This window comes from Arthrobacter sp. P4_H3, from assembly GCF_056400885.1.
In genome coordinates, this window is record NZ_JBFUKK010000002.1 from 340,245 (window position 1) to 358,718 (window position 18,474).

The window sequence follows — 18,474 nt, forward strand, 5'->3', positions numbered from 1 at the left end:
TGGCTGGCGTATTACGCGGGCGTGCTGGTTCAGTGGATACAAACAGCCAACAGCAGTGAAGGGAGATGGCCATGGCAAAGACATTGGCCGAGAAAGTCTGGGACGCGCACGTGGTGCGCAAAGGCGACGGCGAAGGTGCCAACGCTCAGCCGGACCTTCTCTACATCGACCTCCACCTCGTGCATGAAGTCACGTCGCCGCAGGCCTTCGAGGGGCTCCGCCTGGCCGGCCGCAAACTGCGCCGCCCGGACCTCACCATCGCCACCGAGGACCACAACACCCCCACGCTGGACATCGACAAGCCTATCGCCGACCTGACCAGCCGGACGCAGATCCAGACCCTCCGCAACAACTGCGCGGAATTTGGCGTCCGCCTGCATTCCCTGGGCGACGCCGAGCAGGGAATCGTCCACGTGGTGGGCCCCCAGCTCGGGCTTACCCAGCCGGGCATGACCGTCGTCTGCGGCGACTCGCACACGTCCACTCACGGAGCATTCGGCGCACTGGCCATGGGCATCGGCACGTCCGAGGTGGAACACGTGATGGCCACGCAGACGCTGTCCCTGAAGCCGTTCAAAACCATGGCGATCAACGTCGAGGGCACGCTCCGTCCCGGTGTTTCGGCGAAGGACATCATCCTGGCCGTCATCGCGAAGATCGGCACCGGCGGCGGGCAGGGCTACGTCCTGGAATACCGGGGCTCCGCCATCCGTGCGCTGTCCATGGAAGCCCGGATGACCATCTGCAACATGTCCATCGAAGCCGGTGCACGTGCAGGCCTGGTTGCCCCGGACCAGACCACCTATGACTACATGTACGGACGCCCGCACGCGCCGCAGGGCGCGGAGTGGGACGCCGCCGTCGAATACTGGAACACCCTGCGCACCGAAGACGACGCGACGTTCGACGTCGAGGTGGACTTGGACGCCGACACCCTGGAACCCTTTGTTACTTGGGGCACCAACCCCGGCCAGGGCGTTTCGCTGTCCTCCAAGGTTCCCTCACCCGAGGACTTCGGCGATGAAAACGCCAAGGCAGCGGCCGAACGGGCACTGCAGTACATGGGCCTGGAAGCCGGTACGCCGATGAAGGAGATCCGGGTGGACACGGTCTTCCTGGGATCCTGCACCAACTCCCGGATGGAGGACCTGCGCGCTGCCGCGGACGTCATTCGCGGCCGTACCAAGGACCCGAACATCCGCATGCTCGTTGTACCGGGCTCGGCACGCGTCCGGCTCGAGGCCGAAGCGGAAGGCCTGGACAAAGTCTTCAAGGAGTTCGGCGCTGAATGGCGTTTCGCCGGCTGCTCCATGTGCCTGGGCATGAACCCGGACCAGCTGGAAGTGGGGGAGCGCTGCGCCTCCACGTCCAACCGCAACTTCGAGGGCCGCCAGGGCAAGGGCGGCCGCACCCACCTCGTCTCGCCGGTAGTCGCGGCGGCGACGGCGGTCCGCGGAACGCTGAGCTCGCCGTCGGATCTGGACCCCGCCCCGGAGTCCGCCGCCGTCCGCACCAGCGCCGCCTAGACAACGCCGACTAGTTAACGCCGTTTAGACGCCGCCCAGACCTACCCAGCACCGAAGGATCCGCCATGGAAAAGTTCAGCACCCACACCGGGATCGGCGTACCGCTGCGCCAGAGCAACGTGGACACCGACCAGATCATCCCCGCCGTTTACCTCAAGCGCATCACCCGCACCGGCTTCGAGGACGCACTCTTCGCCGCCTGGCGCAAGGACCCGGCCTTCATCCTCAACCAGGCACCGTTCAACGCCGGCTCCGTGCTGGTAGCCGGGCCCGACTTCGGCACCGGGTCATCCCGTGAGCACGCTGTGTGGGCACTGAAGGACTACGGCTTCAAGACCGTCCTGTCCTCCCGGTTCGCCGATATCTTCCGCGGCAACTCCGGCAAGCAGGGCCTCCTGGCGGCTGAACTCGCCCAGGATGACATTGAGCTCATCTGGAAGGTGCTGGAGAACGCCCCCGGCACCGAGGTGACGGTGGACCTCGTCTCGAAGACCGTGATGTGCGGCAACATCGTGGCACCGTTCGAGATTGACGACTACACGCGCTGGCGCCTGCTGGAAGGCCTGGACGACATCGGGCTGACCCTCCAGCACGAGGAAGACATCACCACCTACGAGGCGACCAGGCCTGCCTTCAAGCCGAAGACCCTCCCGGCACGGCTGTCCTAGACCGGACGGTACTGCCGGACCGTTTGCCGGACGGGCGCGCTCACGCCGCGGGTCCGTTCCTGGTCCCTGCTGTGCCCGGGCCTGGTCCCTGCTGTGCCCGGGCCTGGGTCCCTGTGTGCCCGCTCCCGGACCGTGGCTGGCCCTTCGAAAGGCGTGCCGTATTTCAGATCGGTAACGCAAGCTCCTATGCTTAGCTGGAGCCTTTGTAAGGATTTGGGGGCGAGTAGTCGTGAGGAAACCGGTATATGAGTAGTGTTCTGACAATCCGCGGAGGCGTCCCGCTGACTGGCCGCGTCACCGTTCGCGGGGCCAAGAATCTTGTCCCCAAGGCCATGGTGGCTGCCCTTCTGGGCAACGAGCCGTCCGTGTTGCGCAATGTCCCTGAAATCAAGGACGTCGAGGTTGTCACCAGCCTGCTCCAGCTCCACGGGGTCACCGTGGACAAGGACCCCGTCACCGGGGACCTCACCTTGGATCCGAAGGGCGCCAAGACCGCGTCCAGCACCGCCATTGACGCCCACGCCGGCGACTCCCGGATCCCCATCCTGCTGTGCGGCCCGCTGATCCACGCGATCGGTGAGGCCTTCATTCCGGACCTGGGCGGCTGCAAGATCGGCGACCGCCCGATCGACTACCACCTGAATGTCCTGCGTCAGTTCGGGGCCGTCGTCGAAAAGCGCCCGGGCGGCATCCACATTTCCGCGCCCAAGGGACTTCAGGGGGCCAAGATCTCCCTGCCGTACCCGTCCGTGGGAGCCACCGAACAGGTCCTGCTCAGCGCCACCCGTGCCGAAGGCATCACGGAGCTCTCCGGTGCCGCCACGGAGCCGGAAATCATCGACCTCATTGCCGTGCTGCAGAAGATGGGCGCCATCATCAGCGTCCAGACGGACCGCACCATCCGGATCGAAGGCGTGAAGGACCTGGGCGGCTACAACCACCGCGCCCTCTCGGACCGCAACGAATCCGCATCCTGGGCCTCAGCTGCGCTTGTGACGCGCGGAGACATTTTTGTCGAGGGTGCATCCCAGCGCGACATGATGACCTTCCTGAACACCTACCGCAAGGTCGGCGGCGGCATGGACATCGGCGAGGACGGCATCCGTTTCTACCACCGCGGCGGCAAGCTGAACCCGCTCGTCCTGGAAACTGACGTGCACCCGGGATTCATGACCGACTGGCAGCAGCCGCTCGTTGTCGCCCTGACCCAGGCCGAGGGCGTGTCAATCGTCCACGAAACCGTCTACGAGAACCGTTTCGGCTTCACTGACGCGCTCCTCCGGATGGGTGCCAACATCCAGGTGCACCGGGAATGCCTCGGCAGCGTCCCGTGCCGCTTCGGCCAGCGCAACTTCCTGCACTCGGCCGTCATTTCGGGCCCCACGCAGCTCAAGGGCACCGACATCGACGTCCCGGACCTTCGGGGCGGCTTCAGCCATCTCATCGCAGCACTGGCCGCCACCGGCACGTCCCGGGTGACAGGAATCGACATCATCAACCGCGGCTACGAGCGCTTCACCGAGAAGCTCGCCGGCCTGGGCGCCGATTTCGACATCACCTCAGCCAAGTAACGGGGTCCCAGTGAAGGAAACGGCCAAGAGCCGCATCACCTTTGTCATTGTCGCCGGGATCGTCAGGCCCGTGATGAACCTGCTCATGAACAAGAAGTGGGAAGGGCTGGAAAAGCTGCCGGCGGGCGGCTTCATCGCTGCCCCCAACCACTGCACCGAGATCGACCCGCTGGTCATCGGCCACATGCTCTATAACCAGAAGCGGATGCCGCACTTCCTCGCCAAGGGCGGACTTTTCAAGGTGCCGGTCGTCGGGGCCGTGCTGCGCGCCACCAAGCAGATCCCGGTGGAACGCTCGACGGCGGGGGCCAACCGTTCGTTGAACGTCGCCAAGGAAGTGGTGTCCGAAGGCGGGGCAATCATCATCTACCCCGAAGGCACCCTGACCCGGGACCCGGACCTCTGGCCGATGAAGGGGCACACCGGCGCTGCCCGGATGGCACTGGAAAGCGGCATTCCGGTTGTTCCCATGGCCCACTGGGGAGCCCACCAGGTCTTCCCCCGCTATGCCAAGCGCTTCCACGTGTTCCCCCGCCGGACGTCCCGCGTCCTCGTGGGCGATCCGGTGGACCTCAGTGCTTTTGAGGGCCGTCCGCTGGACAAGGCCACGCTGACGGCGGCTACCGCCGTCATCATGGACGCCATCACCGGGCTGCTCGCTACGCTGCGTTCCGAGCAGCCTCCCGCCGAACGGTGGGACCCGGCCGCCCACAACCAGAGCAAACACGGACGCAACATCGAACGGGACGGCAAATGACCCAGGAACAGGTTGCAGCGGGCTCCGCGAAATCGGTCGCCGTCCTCGGAGCCGGCTCTTGGGGCACCACTTTTGCCAAGATCCTGGCCGACGCTGCCACGGCATCCGGCGTTCAGCGAAGCATCCGGCTCTGGGGCCGCCGCAGCGAAGTCGTGGAGCAGATCAACACCCGGCACCGCAACCCGCAGTACCTCAAGGAGATTGACCTCCCGCCCAGCATCATCGCATCGACCGTCGTCGCGGACGTACTTTCCGGCGCAGACCTTGTGGTGCTGGCCGTTCCCGCCCAGTCCCTGCGGCTGCAGCTCCGCGAGTGGCGGCACCTGATTTCGCCGGACGCCCTGGTGGTCTCCCTGATGAAGGGGCTGGAACTCAGTTCGGACGCCCGCATGAGCGAAGTCATCTGTGAGGAACTGGGCATCAAGGCAGACCGCGTTGCCGTGGTATCCGGACCGAACCTGGCCATGGAAATTGCCAGGGAGGAACCCACCGCGTCGGTCGTGGCCTGCTCGGACGCCGAGGTGGCGTCGTGGATCGCCCGCAGCTGCACCGCACCATACTTCCGCCCGTACACCACCACCGACGTCGTCGGCGTTGAAATCGGCGGCATCGTCAAGAATGTCATCGCCTTGGCCGTAGGCATCTGCGAAGGCAAGCAGATGGGTGACAACACCAAGGCCTCGGTCATTACCCGCGGCCTTGCGGAGACGTCCAGGCTGGCGCTCGCTCTCGGGGGTGAGGCACAGACCATGGCCGGCCTCGCCGGCCTGGGGGATTTGGTGGCAACCTGCTCCTCGCCGCTGTCGCGGAACCACACCGCCGGACGCCTCCTCGGCAAAGGCCTGACGCTGGAACAGGTGGCCGCGGAAATGACCCAAACGGCCGAAGGGATCAAATCGGGCCAGGCCGTGCATGAACTTGCCGGAAAACTCGGCGTCGACATGCCCATCACTGCGGCAGTCGTTGCCGTCCTGGCCGGAAAATTGTCCGTTGACGAACTGGGACCGCTGCTGCTGGCCCGGGACCTGAAATCCGAAGGCGATTACTGACTGTGTCGGAAGAACAATTGAACAAGAACACCGGCGGCGGCCGCACCAAACCACGCGTTGCCGTTTTGTTTGGGGGCCGTTCGAGTGAGCACGCCGTCAGCTGTGTGACCGCTGCCGGCGTTCTCGGGGCCATCGACTACGACAAGTACGATGTCATCCCCATCGGCATTGCCAAGACCGGTCAGTGGGTCCTTGCTCCGGGGGATACCCGGCAGTGGTCCCTCTCGGCGTCCGCGCTCCCCGAAGTGGCGCCGTCGGCCCGGACGGTCACACTCGCCGAAATCGGCGGCGAACACCAGCTGATCGTCGCCTCTCCGAACGAAGTCCCGCAGGAACTTGGGTCGGTGGACGTCGTCTTCCCGCTGCTCCATGGACCGTTCGGCGAGGACGGCACCATCCAGGGATTGCTGGAGCTCTCGGACACCCGCTACGTGGGTGCGGGAGTCCTGGCCTCCGCGGTTGGTATGGACAAGCACTACATGAAGGTCGTCTTCGAGGCCGCCGGCCTGCAGGTGGGTCCGTACATTGCCGTGACGGACCGCCAGTGGGTCACGGACCCCGAATCCGTCCGCAAGCGCGTTGACCTGCTCGGCTACCCCGTGTTCGTCAAGCCTGCCAGGGCGGGATCCTCCATGGGCATCTCCAAGGTGGACTCCCTGGAGGGCCTGGACGCGGCCATCGAGGCTGCCCGTGAGCACGACCTCAAGCTCGTGATCGAAGCCGGAATCGTGGGCCGCGAAATCGAGTGCGCCGTCCTCGAAGGGCGCGGCACCGAAGGCCCGCGGACCTCAATGCCGGGCGAGATCGCAGTGGCACCGGGTGAGCACGAGTTCTATGACTTCAATGCCAAATACGTGGAGGACGACGCCGCCTCGCTGAGCTGCCCGGCCGACATCCCCGACGAAGCAATCGCCCGGGTCCGCGAGCTGGCCGCCGCGGCATTCGATGCTGTGGGGGCGGAAGGGCTCAGCAGGGTCGACTTCTTCTACACGCCCGACGGTGAGCTGATCATCAACGAGATCAACACCATGCCCGGCTTCACGCCCAAGAGCATGTACCCGCAGATGTGGGCTGCCTCGGGACTGAGCTATGCGGAGCTTATCGACGAACTCATCTACCTGGCACTGAACCGGAAGACAGGCCTGCGCTAACCGCTCTTGCCGCCGGGCTACGGCCCGGCGAGCTACTATCCGGTGGGCAGGTTCTGCAGCTCTTCCTGGCCCACGCAGTTCCTGGTGGCCTTGATCTTCCCGGCAGCGGCGGACAGTTCCGCCAGTACGGTCGCGGAACTGATCTGGTCCGGATCCATGAGGATCTCTGTGGCCGGTTCACGGCCGAAGGTGGTCAGCGTCCACACTGGGTCGCCTTCCTTGATGACCCAGTCGATGCCGTTAACGCTGACGCAGCGGTCGGTGGTGGGGCCGGGCACGTTGACCCCGCAGCGCAGGATGACCTTGGACGGATCGCCCCAGGCGGCGGTTGCCTGGCTGTTGGTCTTCCGCAGCCCGGCGTCACCCATGGTGTCCGGAAGGGCAACCATCATGGGGGCACAGGCCGGGTTGGCCGCGTCCTTGGCCGGTGACACGTCCACCGTCGGGGCGCACGCGCTGAGGGCCAGCACCACGGCGGCCGCCGTTGCCGGGAGGCGAAGCGAACTGATGGTAACCGTGGTGCGGAGCGGGTGCATGATTTAAGCCTATCCCGCCCCGGCATGCCCGACGGACGCCGTCGGATGTCGGTCCCTGACTGTAGCGTAGAGCTGTGCCTGAAACTCACCTCACCGTCGCCGGACTCTCCGAGTCCGAACTCCTAGCCAAGATCTTCCCGCGCCTCAACAAGGGGCCCGGGCAGGGCACGGCGCTCCTGCTTGGACCCGGGGATGACGCCGCCATTGTGGCCGCCCCGGACGGGCGGACGGTTGTCAGCATTGATACCCAGGTGCAGGACCAGGATTTCCGGCTGGAATGGCGCAACGGATACCGGACCACAGGCTTCGACGTTGGCTGGAAAGCCGCGGCCCAGAACCTCAGCGACATCAACGCCATGGGCGCACGGCCCACGTCCATGGTGGTGAGTCTGACCCTGCCGCCGGAGACGGCGGTCGCCTGGGTGGAGGACTTCGCCGACGGCCTCTCCCACGCCATCCGGGACCTGGGCGCTGCCGGATGTTCCGTTGCCGGCGGGGACCTCGGCCGCGGGCGGGAACTTGCTGTCACCGTGGCCATCCTGGGGACGCTGGACGGCAAGGAAGCCGTCCTGCGCTCGGGCGCCCTCCCGGGTCATACTGTTGCGCTTGCCGGAACGGTGGGCCACGCGGCGGCCGGCCTTGCCCTGCTTGAGTCCGGGCCAAGCGTTGAGCTGCTGACGCCGGAGCAGCGGATCATCATGGACAGGCAATGCCGGCCTCTTCCGCCGCTCGCTGCCGGGCCGTCAGCGCTCGCCGCCGGAGCCTCGGCAATGATGGACATTTCGGACGGACTGATCCGCGACGGCAGCCGCCTTGCCGCCGCGAGCGGCGTCGTCCTGGACTTGGATCCTGCCGTGCTGAAGCTTCTCACCGGTCCTCTGGCTGCAGCCGCTGACGCGGTTGGCGGGGACCCCATGGCATGGGTGCTCGGCGGCGGGGAAGACCATGGACTTCTCGCCACATTCCCCGCGGGCGTACAGCTGCCTCCGGGTTTTGCTGCGATAGGCTCAGTAGAAGCCCTTGCACCAATGGAAAGCACTGGCGTCAAGATAGCGGGCCGGCCCGCGGACACTGTGGGATGGGATCACTTTGCAGACTAAGATTGCCGCCAACGCGCAAGCGATGAAGCGGTGGTTGGGCAAGGCCGAAACAGCGCTCGGGAACCACAGCGACCGGCTCAACGCCATAAACATCTTTCCCGTGGCCGACGGCGATACCGGCACCAACCTTTACCTGACGGTCCGTGCCGCCGCGCAGGCCCTCAACGGCCCCGCAGCACCACATGGCCCCGGGACTGCGAACCCGGCGGGGAGCCACGGCCAGCAGCAGGACGTCGGGGCACTGCTTGCGCGGGCTGGAGAGGCCGCCATGGAACAGGCTCGCGGTAACTCGGGCACCTTGTTCTCGGTGTTCCTGTGCGCCGCCGCCGAGCCTTTGGCCGGCCATACCCGCCTCAGCTCGCCGTTGCTGGCCGCCGCGCTGAACCGGGCCCAGATCCGGGCCTGGTCGGCTCTGAGCGATCCGGTACCGGGGACCATGCTCTCGGTGATGGAAGCGGCTGCACGGGCGGCGGCCGGCGTGGACGCCGACCAGAACGGGGACGACAGCAACCATGCCCTGGGGCTCGCCCTGGACGCCGCTGTTGAGGCGGCCCTGGAAGCGGTCGTCCGGACCGAGGACCAGTTGGCCGCCCTGCACGAAGCCCATGTCGTTGACGCTGGAGGGGTGGGGATGCTGCTGATCCTTGACTGCCTGCGCTCCGCTGTGCTGGGCGAAGAGCTGCAAAGCGAAATGCTGGACGGCCTGCACGGCTACGACGTCCAGGATCCCCACATCCATGCGGACCTGCCGGACGACGACGGCGTGGAAGTCATGTGTACCATCAGCCTCTCGCCCCTGGACGCGGCCACCCTCCGCCAGCGCCTGGACGAAATGGGTGATTCAGTGATCATGAGCCAGGTGGGCGGCACCATGGACGCCGGCGGAAAGTACCGCTGGCGCGTGCACGTCCACGTTTCCGCCGCCGAACCGGCCGTGGCACTGATCGGTTCCCTCGGGGAACCCACAGACATCTCGGTCAGCCAGCTCGCCTTGCCTCGGGACCCCAACGGACATGAACGCTGAGCTGGACCTCGGCCTGGAACGCCGCATCGGCAAACGGTCCGCGGCCGTCATCGAGAAGCATCTGGGCATCACCACGGTGGGCGGCCTGCTCAACTACTTTCCGCGCCGCTACCTCAATCGAGGTGAGCTGACCCCCATCAGCGAGGTGCCGCTGGATGAAGAGGTCACCCTCATCGCGCGCGTCGTCTCCAACAGCACCAGGGCCATGCGGGCCCGCCGCGGCACGCTCACCGACGTCGTCATTACGGACGATTCCGCAACCAAACACAACAGCCAGGGCAGCGCCGGCAGGCTTCCTGGTGCCGGCGTGCCCGGCACCCTGAAGGTGAGCTTCTTCAACGGTTACCGCGCCAAAGCGGAGCTGCTCCCGGGCCGGCGGGCCCTGTTCTCGGGCAAAGTCACCCGGTACGCCGGCAGCCTGAGCCTCACGAACCCTGACTTCCAGCTGCTCGACGAGGACCCTGACACCCCGGGCATGGACCCGGAGAAGCTCGCCGCCATGCCCATCCCGATCTATCCGGCAACGGCTAAACTCACCAGCTGGTCCATCCAGAAAGTGATCTCCACCCTCCTGGACACGGTCGACCTGGATGTCCTGGACGATCCGCTGCCGGCCGAGGTCTCGGCGCGGGAGAAGTTCCTGCCGGCGGCGGAGGCCTACCGGCTGATCCATACCCCGCAGGTGCCTGGCGACTGGCAGCGGGCCAGGGACCGTTTCAGGTACCAGGAGGCCCTGGTCCTCCAGTGCGCCCTCGCGCGGCGCCGCGCCCAGCTGGCCGCCGAGGAGGCCACGGCCCGCCGGCCGGTTACGGACGGAATCCTGACGGCGTTCGACCGCCAGCTGCCCTTTACGCTCACCGCCGGCCAGTCCGCCGTCGGAAAAACACTCGCCGAGGAGCTGTCGCAGGACAGCCCCATGAACCGGCTCCTCCAGGGGGAGGTGGGGTCCGGTAAGACCATCGTCGCCCTGCGCGCCATGCTCCAGGTGGTTGACGCCGGGGGACAGGCCGCCCTGCTGGCGCCTACCGAAGTCCTGGCGGCCCAGCACTTCGAATCGATCCGCAGGACGCTGGGGCCGCTGTCCCGCGATGGCCTGCTGGGCGGATCGGGCCCCGATTCCGTGCAGGTCTCACTGCTTACCGGATCGATGCCCACTGCCGCCCGCAAACAGGCCATGCTGGACGCAGCCACAGGCACTGCCGGGATCGTGATCGGGACGCACGCGCTGCTCAGCGACAATGTCTCGTTCTACGACCTCGGCCTGATTGTTGTCGATGAGCAGCACCGCTTCGGCGTCGAGCAGCGCGACGCCCTGCGGGCGAAAGCCAGCAAGCCTCCGCACCTGCTGGTCATGACCGCCACGCCCATTCCGAGGACCGTGGCCATGACCGTGTTCGGCGATCTTGAAACATCGGTGCTGGACGAACTCCCCGCCGGCCGCGCCCCCATTTCCACGCACGTCGTTGGCCTCGCCGAGAATCCCGGCTGGGCGGGACGCATCTGGTCCCGGTCCCGGGAAGAGATCGACGCCGGCCACCAGGTTTACGTCGTGTGTCCCAAGATCGGCGAGGACGACGACGGCGACTTCAGTCCCGGGGAAGCGGAACCGTCCGCCGCCGAGCTGGAAGGTGACGGCCCGGCCCGCGAGCTCGCGTCCGTCACCGCCGTCGTCGAACACCTCGCCGATGAACCGGCGCTGGCCGGCGTTTCGGTGGCGCCGCTGCACGGCAGGCAGGACCCTGTCCTTAAGTCCGCAACCATGGCCTCCTTCACCGCGAATGAAACCCAGCTGCTGGTGTCCACCACCGTGATCGAGGTGGGTGTTGACGTCCACAACGCCACGCTTATGGTGATCCTGGATGCGGACAGGTTCGGCATCTCCCAGCTGCACCAGCTTCGCGGACGGGTGGGCCGTGGCGGGCTGCCCGGTACGTGCCTCCTGGTCACCACGCTGGAACCCGGCCACCCCAGCCGCCGCCGGCTGGACGCCGTGGCGGCCACGACGGACGGTTTCGAGCTGTCGCAGGAGGACCTGAAGCTGCGGCGCGAAGGCGACATCCTGGGAGCCTCACAGTCCGGCGGACGGTCCGCGCTCAAACTGCTGCGCGTGCTGGAGCACGAATCCGTCATCTCGAAGGCGCGCCAGGACGCCCAGCGGATCGTCGCGCGGGACCCCGGCCTGACCGAGCATTCCGCCCTCGCGGAGGCAATCGAAGAGTACTTGAACCCTGAAAAGGAGGCGTTCCTTGAGCGTGGCTAGGAGTTGGCGCATGGCTGCAACCAGCGGGCAGGTGCGGGCATGACCCGTATCATTGCCGGCACGGGGGGCGGGATGCCGCTGGTCAGTGTGCCGGGTTCCACGACCCGTCCCACCACGGACCGCGTCAAGGAAGCTCTCTTCTCGCGCCTGGAGGCGTTCAACGTGGTGGCGGGTGCCCGGGTTCTTGACCTTTACGCGGGTTCCGGTTCCCTGGGCGTGGAAAGTGCCAGCCGCGGGGCGGAAACCGTAGACCTGGTGGAGTTCGACGGAAAAGCCAGCGAGGTCTGCCAGCGCAACGCCGATCTCGTCAACGGGGCCATAGGCCGCAAAGCAGTGTCCGTGCACCGGTCGCGGGTGGAGTCCTTCCTGGAAAGGACAGCGCAGGGCACCCTGTGGGACCTTGTGTTCCTGGACCCGCCGTATCCGCTGGACGAGCCCGCCATGGCTGCTGTCCTGCAAGAGCTGTCACCATACCTGGCAGAGGCCGCCGTCGTGGTGGTGGAGCGATCCTCCCGCAGCCCGGAACCGGGTTGGCCGGCGTCGCTGGAACGGTTCGCCGAGAAAAAATACGGCGAGACCAAACTGTGGTTTGCCGAACCCGTGGGCGGCGGCAGCTGACAGGACGGCAGCCGGGGTCCTGACCGTGCCTGCGGGCGCCGCGGCCTAGCCGGCTAGAGCGTCGAGGTCCACGCCGGCCAGCACCGTCGCGGGATGCGGGCCGCGCGCGGTCAGCTCCGCGGTCCATCCGGCGGGCCAGGGACCCTGGGTGCCGATGAGGATGATGTTGCCGGGGTGGCGGCCGGCGAACATTCCGGATTCGGCGAACGCTGATACTCCGGACATGGCCCGCCGCAGGGCCGCCACCTGGCTTCGGACCAGCGTCAGCCCCGGTTCGTCGCCCACGTTGACGATCAGCACGCCACGAGGTGTCAGCTTTGCTGCTGCTTCCTCGTAGAACCCGGTGCAGGCGATATGCTCCGGCGCCTCCGGCCCGGAGAAGATATCCAGGATCACGACGTCGAAACGCAGTTCCGCAGGCAGCTCCGCCAGCGCGTCGCGGGCGTCGCCGATCAGTGTGTGCAGCTCCGTTCCGTCCGGCATCGGCAGCTGTTGCAGCACAAAGTCCAGCAGCTCGCGTTCAAGCTCCACGGCGTACTGCACTGACCCTGGCCGGGTCGCCTGGATGTAGCGGGCCAGCGTCAGCGCCCCGGCCCCAAGATGCAGCGCACTGACGGGTTCGCCCACCGGGGCGGCCAGATCCACCACATGCCCGATCCGGCGGAGGTACTCATAGAAGATTTCGCCCGGCTCGGCGAGGTTCACATGCGACTGTTCCGCCCCGCCGATGCTGAGCACATAGGCTCCCTCGGTAAAGGCATCCGGTTCGATGGCTGCGTGCTGTCCGGTTGTCCGGAGGAAACGTGAAGATGCCGCGGGCCGGGCCGCCATCGTCAGAGCCTGTCGCGGAGCGTCGCGAGCCTGGCGGCGGCTTCTTCGAGGACTTCGTTCTTCTTGCAGAAGGCAAAGCGGAGCAGGCTGCGGGTCCGTTCGGCGCCTTCGGGATGGCAGAAGACGGGTACTGGGATGGCGGCGACCCCCACCAGTTCCGGCAGCCTCCTGGCCAGGTCGACGGAGTCGGAGATCCCCAGCGGGGCCGTGTCCACATTCACGAAATACGTTCCCTGCGGTGTGAAGACGTCCAGGCCGGCGGCCTTCAACCCGTCGCTGAGGATGTCGCGCTTGTGCCTGAGGGTCTCGGAAATGCCCGTGTAGAAATCGTCCGGAAGGCCGAGCCCCAAAGCGATGGCACCCTGGAACGGTGTGCCGGAGCTGTAGGTCAGGAACTGTTTCACTGTCCGGACGGCCGCCACCAGGTGTTCGGGTCCGCTCAGCCAGCCGATCTTCCATCCGGTGAAGGAGAACGTTTTGCCTGCGGAGGAAATGGTGACGGTCCTGTCGGCAGCCCCGGGCAGCGAGGCCACGGGGATGTGCCGGTCGCCGAACGTCAGGTGCTCGTAGACCTCATCGGTGATGATCACGGCGTCGTGCCGGGCGGCAAGTTCGACGACGCGCTGAAGCACGTCGCGGGGGAAGACCGCGCCGGTGGGGTTGTGCGGATTATTGATGAGCACCACCTTGGTGCGGCTGCTGAAGGCCGCTTCCAGTGCCGCCATGTCCGGCATGAAGTCCGGAGCGAGCAGTGGAGCCGTCACGTGCGTGGCGCCCGCCAGCCCGATCATGGCGCCGTAGGAGTCGTAGAACGGTTCGAAGGTGAGTACTTCGTCGCCGGGTTCCACGAGCGCCAGCAACGAAGCCGCAATGGCTTCGGTTGCTCCGGTGGTGACGATGATCTCTGTCTCCGGGTCCGGCGTCAGGCCGTAGAAGCGCTCCTGGTGCCCCGCAATGGCCTCGCGCAAGGGAAGGATTCCCTTGCCCGGTGCGTATTGGTTGGCGCCGGCAGCAATGGCAGCCTGCGCAGCCGCCTTGATCTCCGCCGGACCGTCCTCATCAGGGAAACCCTGTCCCAGGTTGATGGCACCGGTCCGGACCGCGAGGGTGGTCATCTCCTCGAAGATGGTGACCCCGAGGGTGCCGTCGGCTGCCAGCAGGTTGGCCCCTGATGCCGCCCGCTGCCACGGTGCCGGAACTGATGTGGTCACTGTCTGCCTGCCTGTCGGTTGGTTGCGGCGTTCGCTGCCCGCCCGACAAGAACGACGCCCACTGCAACGGTGCAGGGAATGTTCGACTCGGGCATCCAGTCATGTTATCCCGGCCCGCTAATGCGGTAGGTTCGGAGCATGAGACGTGCCGTATGCCCAGGCTCCTTCGACCCGATCCACAATGGCCATCTGGAAGTCATCGCGCGGGCCGCCGGCCTCTTTGACGAAGTCATCGTGGCGGTGTCAACGAACTACGCCAAGAAGTACCGCTTTTCGCTGGAAGAGCGGATCGACATGGCCCGCGAGACCCTGGCATCGCTGCAAGGCATCGTGGTGGAGCCGGTGGGGGAGGGCCTGCTGGCCGAATACTGCCGGCAGCGGGGTGTGTCCGCGATCGTGAAGGGCCTCCGTTCCTCCTCCGACTTCGACTATGAGCTCCCGATGGCAACGATGAACCGTCAGTTGAGTGGCGTTGAAACGGTGTTCCTTCCCACTGAAGGCCACTACCTCCACTTGTCGTCAACGCTCATTAAGGAAGTCTTTACGCTGGGCGGCAGTGTGTCCGATTATGTGCCCAGGTCGGTATTGAAACGGCTGCTTGCGGGCGGGGCGTCTTCGGATGAGCCCGGCAGAGGGTAGGCTTGATCGGTACGCAACGGCCCCTGCCGGTTTTGCGGCCCAATCCCTGCCTGTCACGTGGTGCTTTACTGTGTGGCGTCCGGCCGGTTTGAGTCCGCCCGGGAGATCAGGCTAAGATAGTACGTCGGTCATATGTTCAACAGGAGTTCTCATTAAACGAGATGCTAGTTCGCCCTTGGCGTTCGACGTCAAGGACCTCGGACGCAGTCCGGGGAGCATGCGGACGCTGATGGAACATGTACCTGCACCAAGTGATCTTGGTGTAGCGCTCATTGGCGTTCAGCAAGGCTCGGATATCGAGCTGGACCTGAGGCTTGAGGCCGTACACGAAGGAATTCTGGTATCAGGAACCGTTATCGTCGAAGTGACTGGCGAATGCGGCCGATGCCTGGATCCCCTTGCGTATGATCTCGAAGTCAATGTGCAAGAACTTTTCTTCTACGAGGGCGCCCAGTTCTCGGACGGAGAAGACGAAGAAGAGCAATATCGAATCGAGCACGATCTAATCGATCTTGAGCCGGTGTTGCGGGACGCAGTTGTAACCATGCTGCCGTTCCAGCCGGTGTGCCGGGAAGACTGCCAGGGCCTTTGCTCCGAATGCGGAGTACGCCTGGAAGACGAGCCGGGGCATCACCACGAGGTCGTAGATCCTCGCTGGGCTGCCCTAGCTGACTTGGCTAAGCCTGACCGGCAAAACTGATTTGTAAGTGTTTTTCTAGAGAGAAATGAGTTAGCCGTGGCTGTCCCGAAGCGGAAAATGTCTCGCTCGAATACCCGCGCCCGCCGCTCCCAGTGGAAGGCAACTGCCCCCCACCTGGTGAAGACTGTCGAGAACGGTCAGGTCACGTACAGCCTGCCGCACCAGGCAAAGGTCGTTACCGACTCGGCTGGCACCGCGCTGTTCCTTGAATACAAGGGCCGCAAGGTCGCAGACGTCTAATCGGCCCACTGGCTGAACATGACGTCTTCAACTGAAGAGCTTCTGAAGCGTCTCGGTGTCTCTATTGACGCCGGGACGCTTCGTCTTGCTCTGACACACCGTTCCTACGCCTACGAAAACGGCGGGATACCCACCAACGAGCGCCTCGAGTTCCTGGGCGATTCCATCCTGGGCTTCTCCGTGACGGATGCGTTGTACCGCGACAACCCGGCCTTGCCTGAAGGTGACCTCGCGAAGCGGCGGTCCGCCGTCGTGAGCACCCGGGCACTTGCCGGAATCGGCCGCAGCCTCGGCATCGGTGACTACATCTACCTCGGACAGGGCGAAAAGCTTACCGACGGCAAGAACAAGTCATCCATCCTGGCGGACACCATGGAGGCCCTCATTGGCGCCACCTACGTGTCCAACGACATCGAGACGGCCCGCCAACTGGTCATGAGGCTGATCGGGCCGCTGCTCCAGGACGCCGCTGCGCTTGGTGCCGGAACCGACTGGAAAACCAGCATCCAGGAGTTGGCGGCCAGCCGTCAGCTGGGCAGCATCTACTACGCCGTGGAGGGTTCAGGCCCGGACCATGCGCGGACGTTTGAAGCCGTGCTCCGGATCGGCGGGACCGACTACGGGCAGGGCGCCGGACGCTCCAAAAAGGAAGCCGAACAGGAAGCTGCCGCCGATGCGTGGCGGAAGCTGTCGGCTGCCGGGACGCCAGGCCTCCCGGCGGAATCCGAAGCCGGCCGCTAGGTTTTCCGTGCCCGAACTGCCGGAAGTCGAAGTGGTCCGCCGCGGACTGGTTAGTTGGGTCCGCGGCAGGACCATTACCTCTGTTGACGTCCTGGATCCGCGCTCTATTCGCCGGCACGCACTCGGCGCACAGGATTTTGCCGGCAACCTCGAAGGCGCACGGGTCCTGGACGTGGTGCGGCGCGGAAAGTTCCTCTGGCTTCCGCTGGAGGAAGCCCGTGCAGTGCAGCCGGGGGGCGCCGTGGCGGGCGGAGAATCCCCGCCCGCAGTGGCACTGATGGCGCATCTGGGCATGAGCGGCCAGCTGCTGATGCAGGATGCCGGCGTGCCGGACGAGAAACACCTGAAAGTCCGCCTGCGGCTGAGCCCGGCCGAGGGCATGCCGGAGCAGCTCAGGTTCGTGGACCAGCGCATTTTCGGCGGACTGTTCGTGACGTCCCTGATCCCGACATCCGACGGCGGACCAGGCGGCCTGGGGGAGTTACCGGCGCCTGTCATTGCCGAGGAAGCCGCCCACATCGCCCGGGACCCGCTGGATCCGCATTTCTCCTTCGAGTCGTTCTACCGCCGCCTTCGGATCCGAAAGACGGGCCTCAAACGTGCCCTGCTGGATCAGGGACTGGTGTCCGGTATCGGCAACATCTACGCGGACGAGGCACTGTGGCGGGCGCGGCTCCATTACGCGCGGCCCACCGATACGCTCCGCCGCGCCGAAGCGCTGAGGGTCCTCGAAGCCGCCCGTGAGGTGATGCTGGATGCCCTTGCCGCCGGCGGTACCAGCTTCGACTCCCTCTACGTCAACGTCAACGGCGCTTCCGGGTACTTCGACCGGTCCCTCAACGCCTACGGCAGGGAAAACCAGGAGTGCAAGCGCTGCGCCGCTGCCGGAATAGTGAGCCTGATGAAGCGCGAACAGTTCATGAACCGGTCGTCCTATACGTGCCCGGTGTGCCAGCCGCGCCCCCGTAACGGCCGGTGGTAGAAGTCCCAAAAAGCAGGTAGCGCCACTCTACCGAACTGTTCCTGACAGGTGACACACTGTGCCCAAGGCAGCCGCGGCTGCTGGAATCGCAGGCGCGTTGGTCTTCAACGCCTGAACGGGAGGCTGGGGCCCAATGATAGCCAAGAGGCTGGTCATCGTGGGGGTGAGTGTTGCAGCAGCGCTTGGCGGCACCGCTGTTTTTCTTGATCAGATGGCAGGGGCCCCGGACGTCAGCGCGGCCGCACCTTCAGGTTCCGTTCCCACGGCCCCGGCCGGTCCCGGCGGATCACCGTCGTCCGGAGGCTTGGCCCCGGGAGAACGGCCCGGTGGAGACGGGACAACTGCCGCACCGGAAGCGGCGGCCGGCGCCGGGAACGGGTCAGCTCCCGGATCCGGGGAATCAACGGGCAGCCCTGCACCGGCGTCGGGGTCGCGGGAAGTTCTTCCCCCGGTGGCGGCAGCCCCCACCGGTCTTCCGCTCCCATCCCAGCCGGCTGCACTGGTCAGCATGCCGCTGCCGGCCACGGCATCCGCCCAGGGGAAGACCGTTGAAGGCTTCCCTGCGGATGCCCTTCCGTTCCCGGAAGGAACCGTCGTCGTATCCACGGGCGTTTCGGCGGCGGACGCTGTCCTGCAGGTGACGGCGGATGCCATTTCTGAGTTGAGCCCGGACTCCGTTGTGGGTCACTTCCAGCAGCGGCTCTCAACCCTTAACTTCTGGTCCGAGCCGGCCCCGGCCGCGGAGGGGCAGCGGTCCGTCCGCTTCGTCAGGGGCAGCGATTCGATAACCCTGACCACGTCAACAACGGGCACGGGCAGCACGCGTTTCATGCTGCTCGGCAACCTTCACGCGACGGCAGGCTAGCGGCC

19 protein-coding genes are annotated in these 18,474 nt (G+C 65.9%); 16 read left to right on the forward strand and 3 right to left on the reverse strand.

The window, feature by feature from the left end:
• The first annotated feature begins 71 nt into the window (after positions 1–71).
• The 6 genes from leuC (at position 72) to AC1DRE_RS04920 (ending at position 6,722) form a co-directional block, all read left to right on the forward strand.
• Positions 72–1,526 (forward strand): 3-isopropylmalate dehydratase large subunit, encoded by a 1,455-nt coding sequence (gene leuC / locus AC1DRE_RS04895; protein WP_476983569.1) that lies wholly within the window; start codon positions 72–74, stop codon positions 1,524–1,526.
• A gap of 65 nt (positions 1,527–1,591) precedes the next feature.
• Complete coding sequence (gene leuD, locus AC1DRE_RS04900) at positions 1,592–2,194, forward strand: 3-isopropylmalate dehydratase small subunit (RefSeq protein WP_104175385.1); 603 nt, start codon at positions 1,592–1,594, stop codon at positions 2,192–2,194.
• Between the two features lie 245 nt (positions 2,195–2,439).
• On the forward strand, positions 2,440–3,765 hold the full coding sequence (gene murA / locus AC1DRE_RS04905; protein ID WP_364122949.1) for a UDP-N-acetylglucosamine 1-carboxyvinyltransferase: 1,326 nt from the start codon (positions 2,440–2,442) through the stop codon (positions 3,763–3,765).
• 10 nt (positions 3,766–3,775) lie between these two features.
• Positions 3,776–4,522 (forward strand): lysophospholipid acyltransferase family protein, encoded by a 747-nt coding sequence (locus AC1DRE_RS04910; protein ID WP_476983570.1) that lies wholly within the window; start codon positions 3,776–3,778, stop codon positions 4,520–4,522.
• Positions 4,519–5,571: an NAD(P)H-dependent glycerol-3-phosphate dehydrogenase gene (locus tag AC1DRE_RS04915; protein WP_476983571.1), complete on the forward strand. Its 1,053-nt coding sequence runs from the start codon at positions 4,519–4,521 to the stop codon at positions 5,569–5,571. Before AC1DRE_RS04910 ends, AC1DRE_RS04915 begins: the two co-directional genes overlap by 4 nt.
• Before the next feature lie 2 nt (positions 5,572–5,573).
• A complete protein-coding gene (locus tag AC1DRE_RS04920) occupies positions 5,574–6,722 on the forward strand; it encodes a D-alanine--D-alanine ligase family protein (protein WP_476983572.1) in 1,149 nt (382 codons plus the stop codon).
• Positions 6,723–6,757: 35 nt separating this feature from the next.
• Here AC1DRE_RS04920 and AC1DRE_RS04925 read toward each other — a convergent pair whose 3' ends face one another.
• Entirely contained in the window at positions 6,758–7,258 is a 501-nt protein-coding gene (locus AC1DRE_RS04925; protein WP_476983573.1) for a DUF3515 domain-containing protein, read from the reverse strand.
• A 74-nt stretch (positions 7,259–7,332) separates the two neighbouring features.
• On the opposite strand from AC1DRE_RS04925, the gene thiL reads away from it, so the two are divergent.
• From thiL to rsmD, 4 genes are read left to right on the forward strand one after another with little or no spacing between them, the layout of a single operon-like run.
• Complete coding sequence (gene thiL, locus AC1DRE_RS04930) at positions 7,333–8,358, forward strand: thiamine-phosphate kinase (protein ID WP_476983574.1); 1,026 nt, start codon at positions 7,333–7,335, stop codon at positions 8,356–8,358.
• A gap of 22 nt (positions 8,359–8,380) precedes the next feature.
• Positions 8,381–9,382: a DAK2 domain-containing protein gene (locus AC1DRE_RS04935; protein ID WP_476983623.1), complete on the forward strand. Its 1,002-nt coding sequence runs from the start codon at positions 8,381–8,383 to the stop codon at positions 9,380–9,382.
• Complete coding sequence (locus tag AC1DRE_RS04940) at positions 9,372–11,642, forward strand: ATP-dependent DNA helicase RecG (protein WP_476983575.1); 2,271 nt, start codon at positions 9,372–9,374, stop codon at positions 11,640–11,642. The genes AC1DRE_RS04935 and AC1DRE_RS04940 overlap by 11 nt, the downstream gene beginning before the upstream one ends.
• A gap of 39 nt (positions 11,643–11,681) precedes the next feature.
• Positions 11,682–12,260 (forward strand): 16S rRNA (guanine(966)-N(2))-methyltransferase RsmD, encoded by a 579-nt coding sequence (gene rsmD, locus AC1DRE_RS04945; RefSeq protein WP_476983576.1) that lies wholly within the window; start codon positions 11,682–11,684, stop codon positions 12,258–12,260.
• Positions 12,261–12,305: 45 nt separating this feature from the next.
• Here the strand turns inward: rsmD and AC1DRE_RS04950 are convergent, their stop codons facing one another.
• Positions 12,306–13,091 (reverse strand): spermidine synthase, encoded by a 786-nt coding sequence (locus AC1DRE_RS04950; protein WP_476983577.1) that lies wholly within the window; start codon positions 13,089–13,091, stop codon positions 12,306–12,308.
• A gap of 2 nt (positions 13,092–13,093) precedes the next feature.
• Positions 13,094–14,302 carry an aminotransferase class I/II-fold pyridoxal phosphate-dependent enzyme gene (locus AC1DRE_RS04955; protein ID WP_476983578.1) on the reverse strand — a complete coding sequence of 403 codons (1,209 nt, stop codon included), beginning with the start codon at positions 14,300–14,302 and terminating at the stop codon, positions 13,094–13,096.
• Between the two features lie 138 nt (positions 14,303–14,440).
• On the opposite strand from AC1DRE_RS04955, the gene coaD reads away from it, so the two are divergent.
• The 6 genes from coaD to AC1DRE_RS04985 all read left to right on the forward strand — a co-directional run bounded on the left by coaD (position 14,441) and on the right by AC1DRE_RS04985 (position 18,469).
• Complete coding sequence (coaD, locus tag AC1DRE_RS04960; protein ID WP_476983579.1) at positions 14,441–14,941, forward strand: pantetheine-phosphate adenylyltransferase; 501 nt, start codon at positions 14,441–14,443, stop codon at positions 14,939–14,941.
• Positions 14,942–15,116: 175 nt separating this feature from the next.
• On the forward strand, positions 15,117–15,641 hold the full coding sequence (locus AC1DRE_RS04965; RefSeq protein WP_476983580.1) for a YceD family protein: 525 nt from the start codon (positions 15,117–15,119) through the stop codon (positions 15,639–15,641).
• A gap of 36 nt (positions 15,642–15,677) precedes the next feature.
• A complete protein-coding gene (rpmF, locus tag AC1DRE_RS04970; protein ID WP_009356569.1) occupies positions 15,678–15,881 on the forward strand; it encodes a 50S ribosomal protein L32 in 204 nt (67 codons plus the stop codon).
• A gap of 18 nt (positions 15,882–15,899) precedes the next feature.
• A complete protein-coding gene (gene rnc / locus AC1DRE_RS04975) occupies positions 15,900–16,622 on the forward strand; it encodes a ribonuclease III (protein WP_364122926.1) in 723 nt (240 codons plus the stop codon).
• Between the two features lie 7 nt (positions 16,623–16,629).
• Positions 16,630–17,604: a bifunctional DNA-formamidopyrimidine glycosylase/DNA-(apurinic or apyrimidinic site) lyase gene (mutM, locus tag AC1DRE_RS04980; RefSeq protein WP_476983581.1), complete on the forward strand. Its 975-nt coding sequence runs from the start codon at positions 16,630–16,632 to the stop codon at positions 17,602–17,604.
• A 133-nt stretch (positions 17,605–17,737) separates the two neighbouring features.
• On the forward strand, positions 17,738–18,469 hold the full coding sequence (locus AC1DRE_RS04985; RefSeq protein WP_476983582.1) for a hypothetical protein: 732 nt from the start codon (positions 17,738–17,740) through the stop codon (positions 18,467–18,469).
• Positions 18,470–18,474 lie beyond the last annotated feature (5 nt).

What these genes read in the sequence shown, in the direction of transcription:
- leuC (WP_476983569.1), top strand. Translation starts at nt 72, where the DNA reads ATGGCAAAGACATTGGCCGAGAAAGTCTGGGACGCGCACGTGGTGCGC.
- leuD (WP_104175385.1), top strand. Translation starts at nt 1,592, where the DNA reads ATGGAAAAGTTCAGCACCCACACCGGGATCGGCGTACCGCTGCGCCAG.
- murA (WP_364122949.1), top strand. Translation starts at nt 2,440, where the DNA reads ATGAGTAGTGTTCTGACAATCCGCGGAGGCGTCCCGCTGACTGGCCGC.
- AC1DRE_RS04915 (WP_476983571.1), top strand. Translation starts at nt 4,519, where the DNA reads ATGACCCAGGAACAGGTTGCAGCGGGCTCCGCGAAATCGGTCGCCGTC.
- AC1DRE_RS04925 (WP_476983573.1), bottom strand. Translation starts at nt 7,258, where the DNA reads ATGCACCCGCTCCGCACCACGGTTACCATCAGTTCGCTTCGCCTCCCG.
- AC1DRE_RS04935 (WP_476983623.1), top strand. Translation starts at nt 8,381, where the DNA reads ATGAAGCGGTGGTTGGGCAAGGCCGAAACAGCGCTCGGGAACCACAGC.
- AC1DRE_RS04940 (WP_476983575.1), top strand. Translation starts at nt 9,372, where the DNA reads ATGAACGCTGAGCTGGACCTCGGCCTGGAACGCCGCATCGGCAAACGG.
- rsmD (WP_476983576.1), top strand. Translation starts at nt 11,682, where the DNA reads ATGACCCGTATCATTGCCGGCACGGGGGGCGGGATGCCGCTGGTCAGT.
- AC1DRE_RS04950 (WP_476983577.1), bottom strand. Translation starts at nt 13,091, where the DNA reads ATGGCGGCCCGGCCCGCGGCATCTTCACGTTTCCTCCGGACAACCGGA.
- coaD (WP_476983579.1), top strand. Translation starts at nt 14,441, where the DNA reads ATGAGACGTGCCGTATGCCCAGGCTCCTTCGACCCGATCCACAATGGC.
- rnc (WP_364122926.1), top strand. Translation starts at nt 15,900, where the DNA reads ATGACGTCTTCAACTGAAGAGCTTCTGAAGCGTCTCGGTGTCTCTATT.
- AC1DRE_RS04985 (WP_476983582.1), top strand. Translation starts at nt 17,738, where the DNA reads ATGATAGCCAAGAGGCTGGTCATCGTGGGGGTGAGTGTTGCAGCAGCG.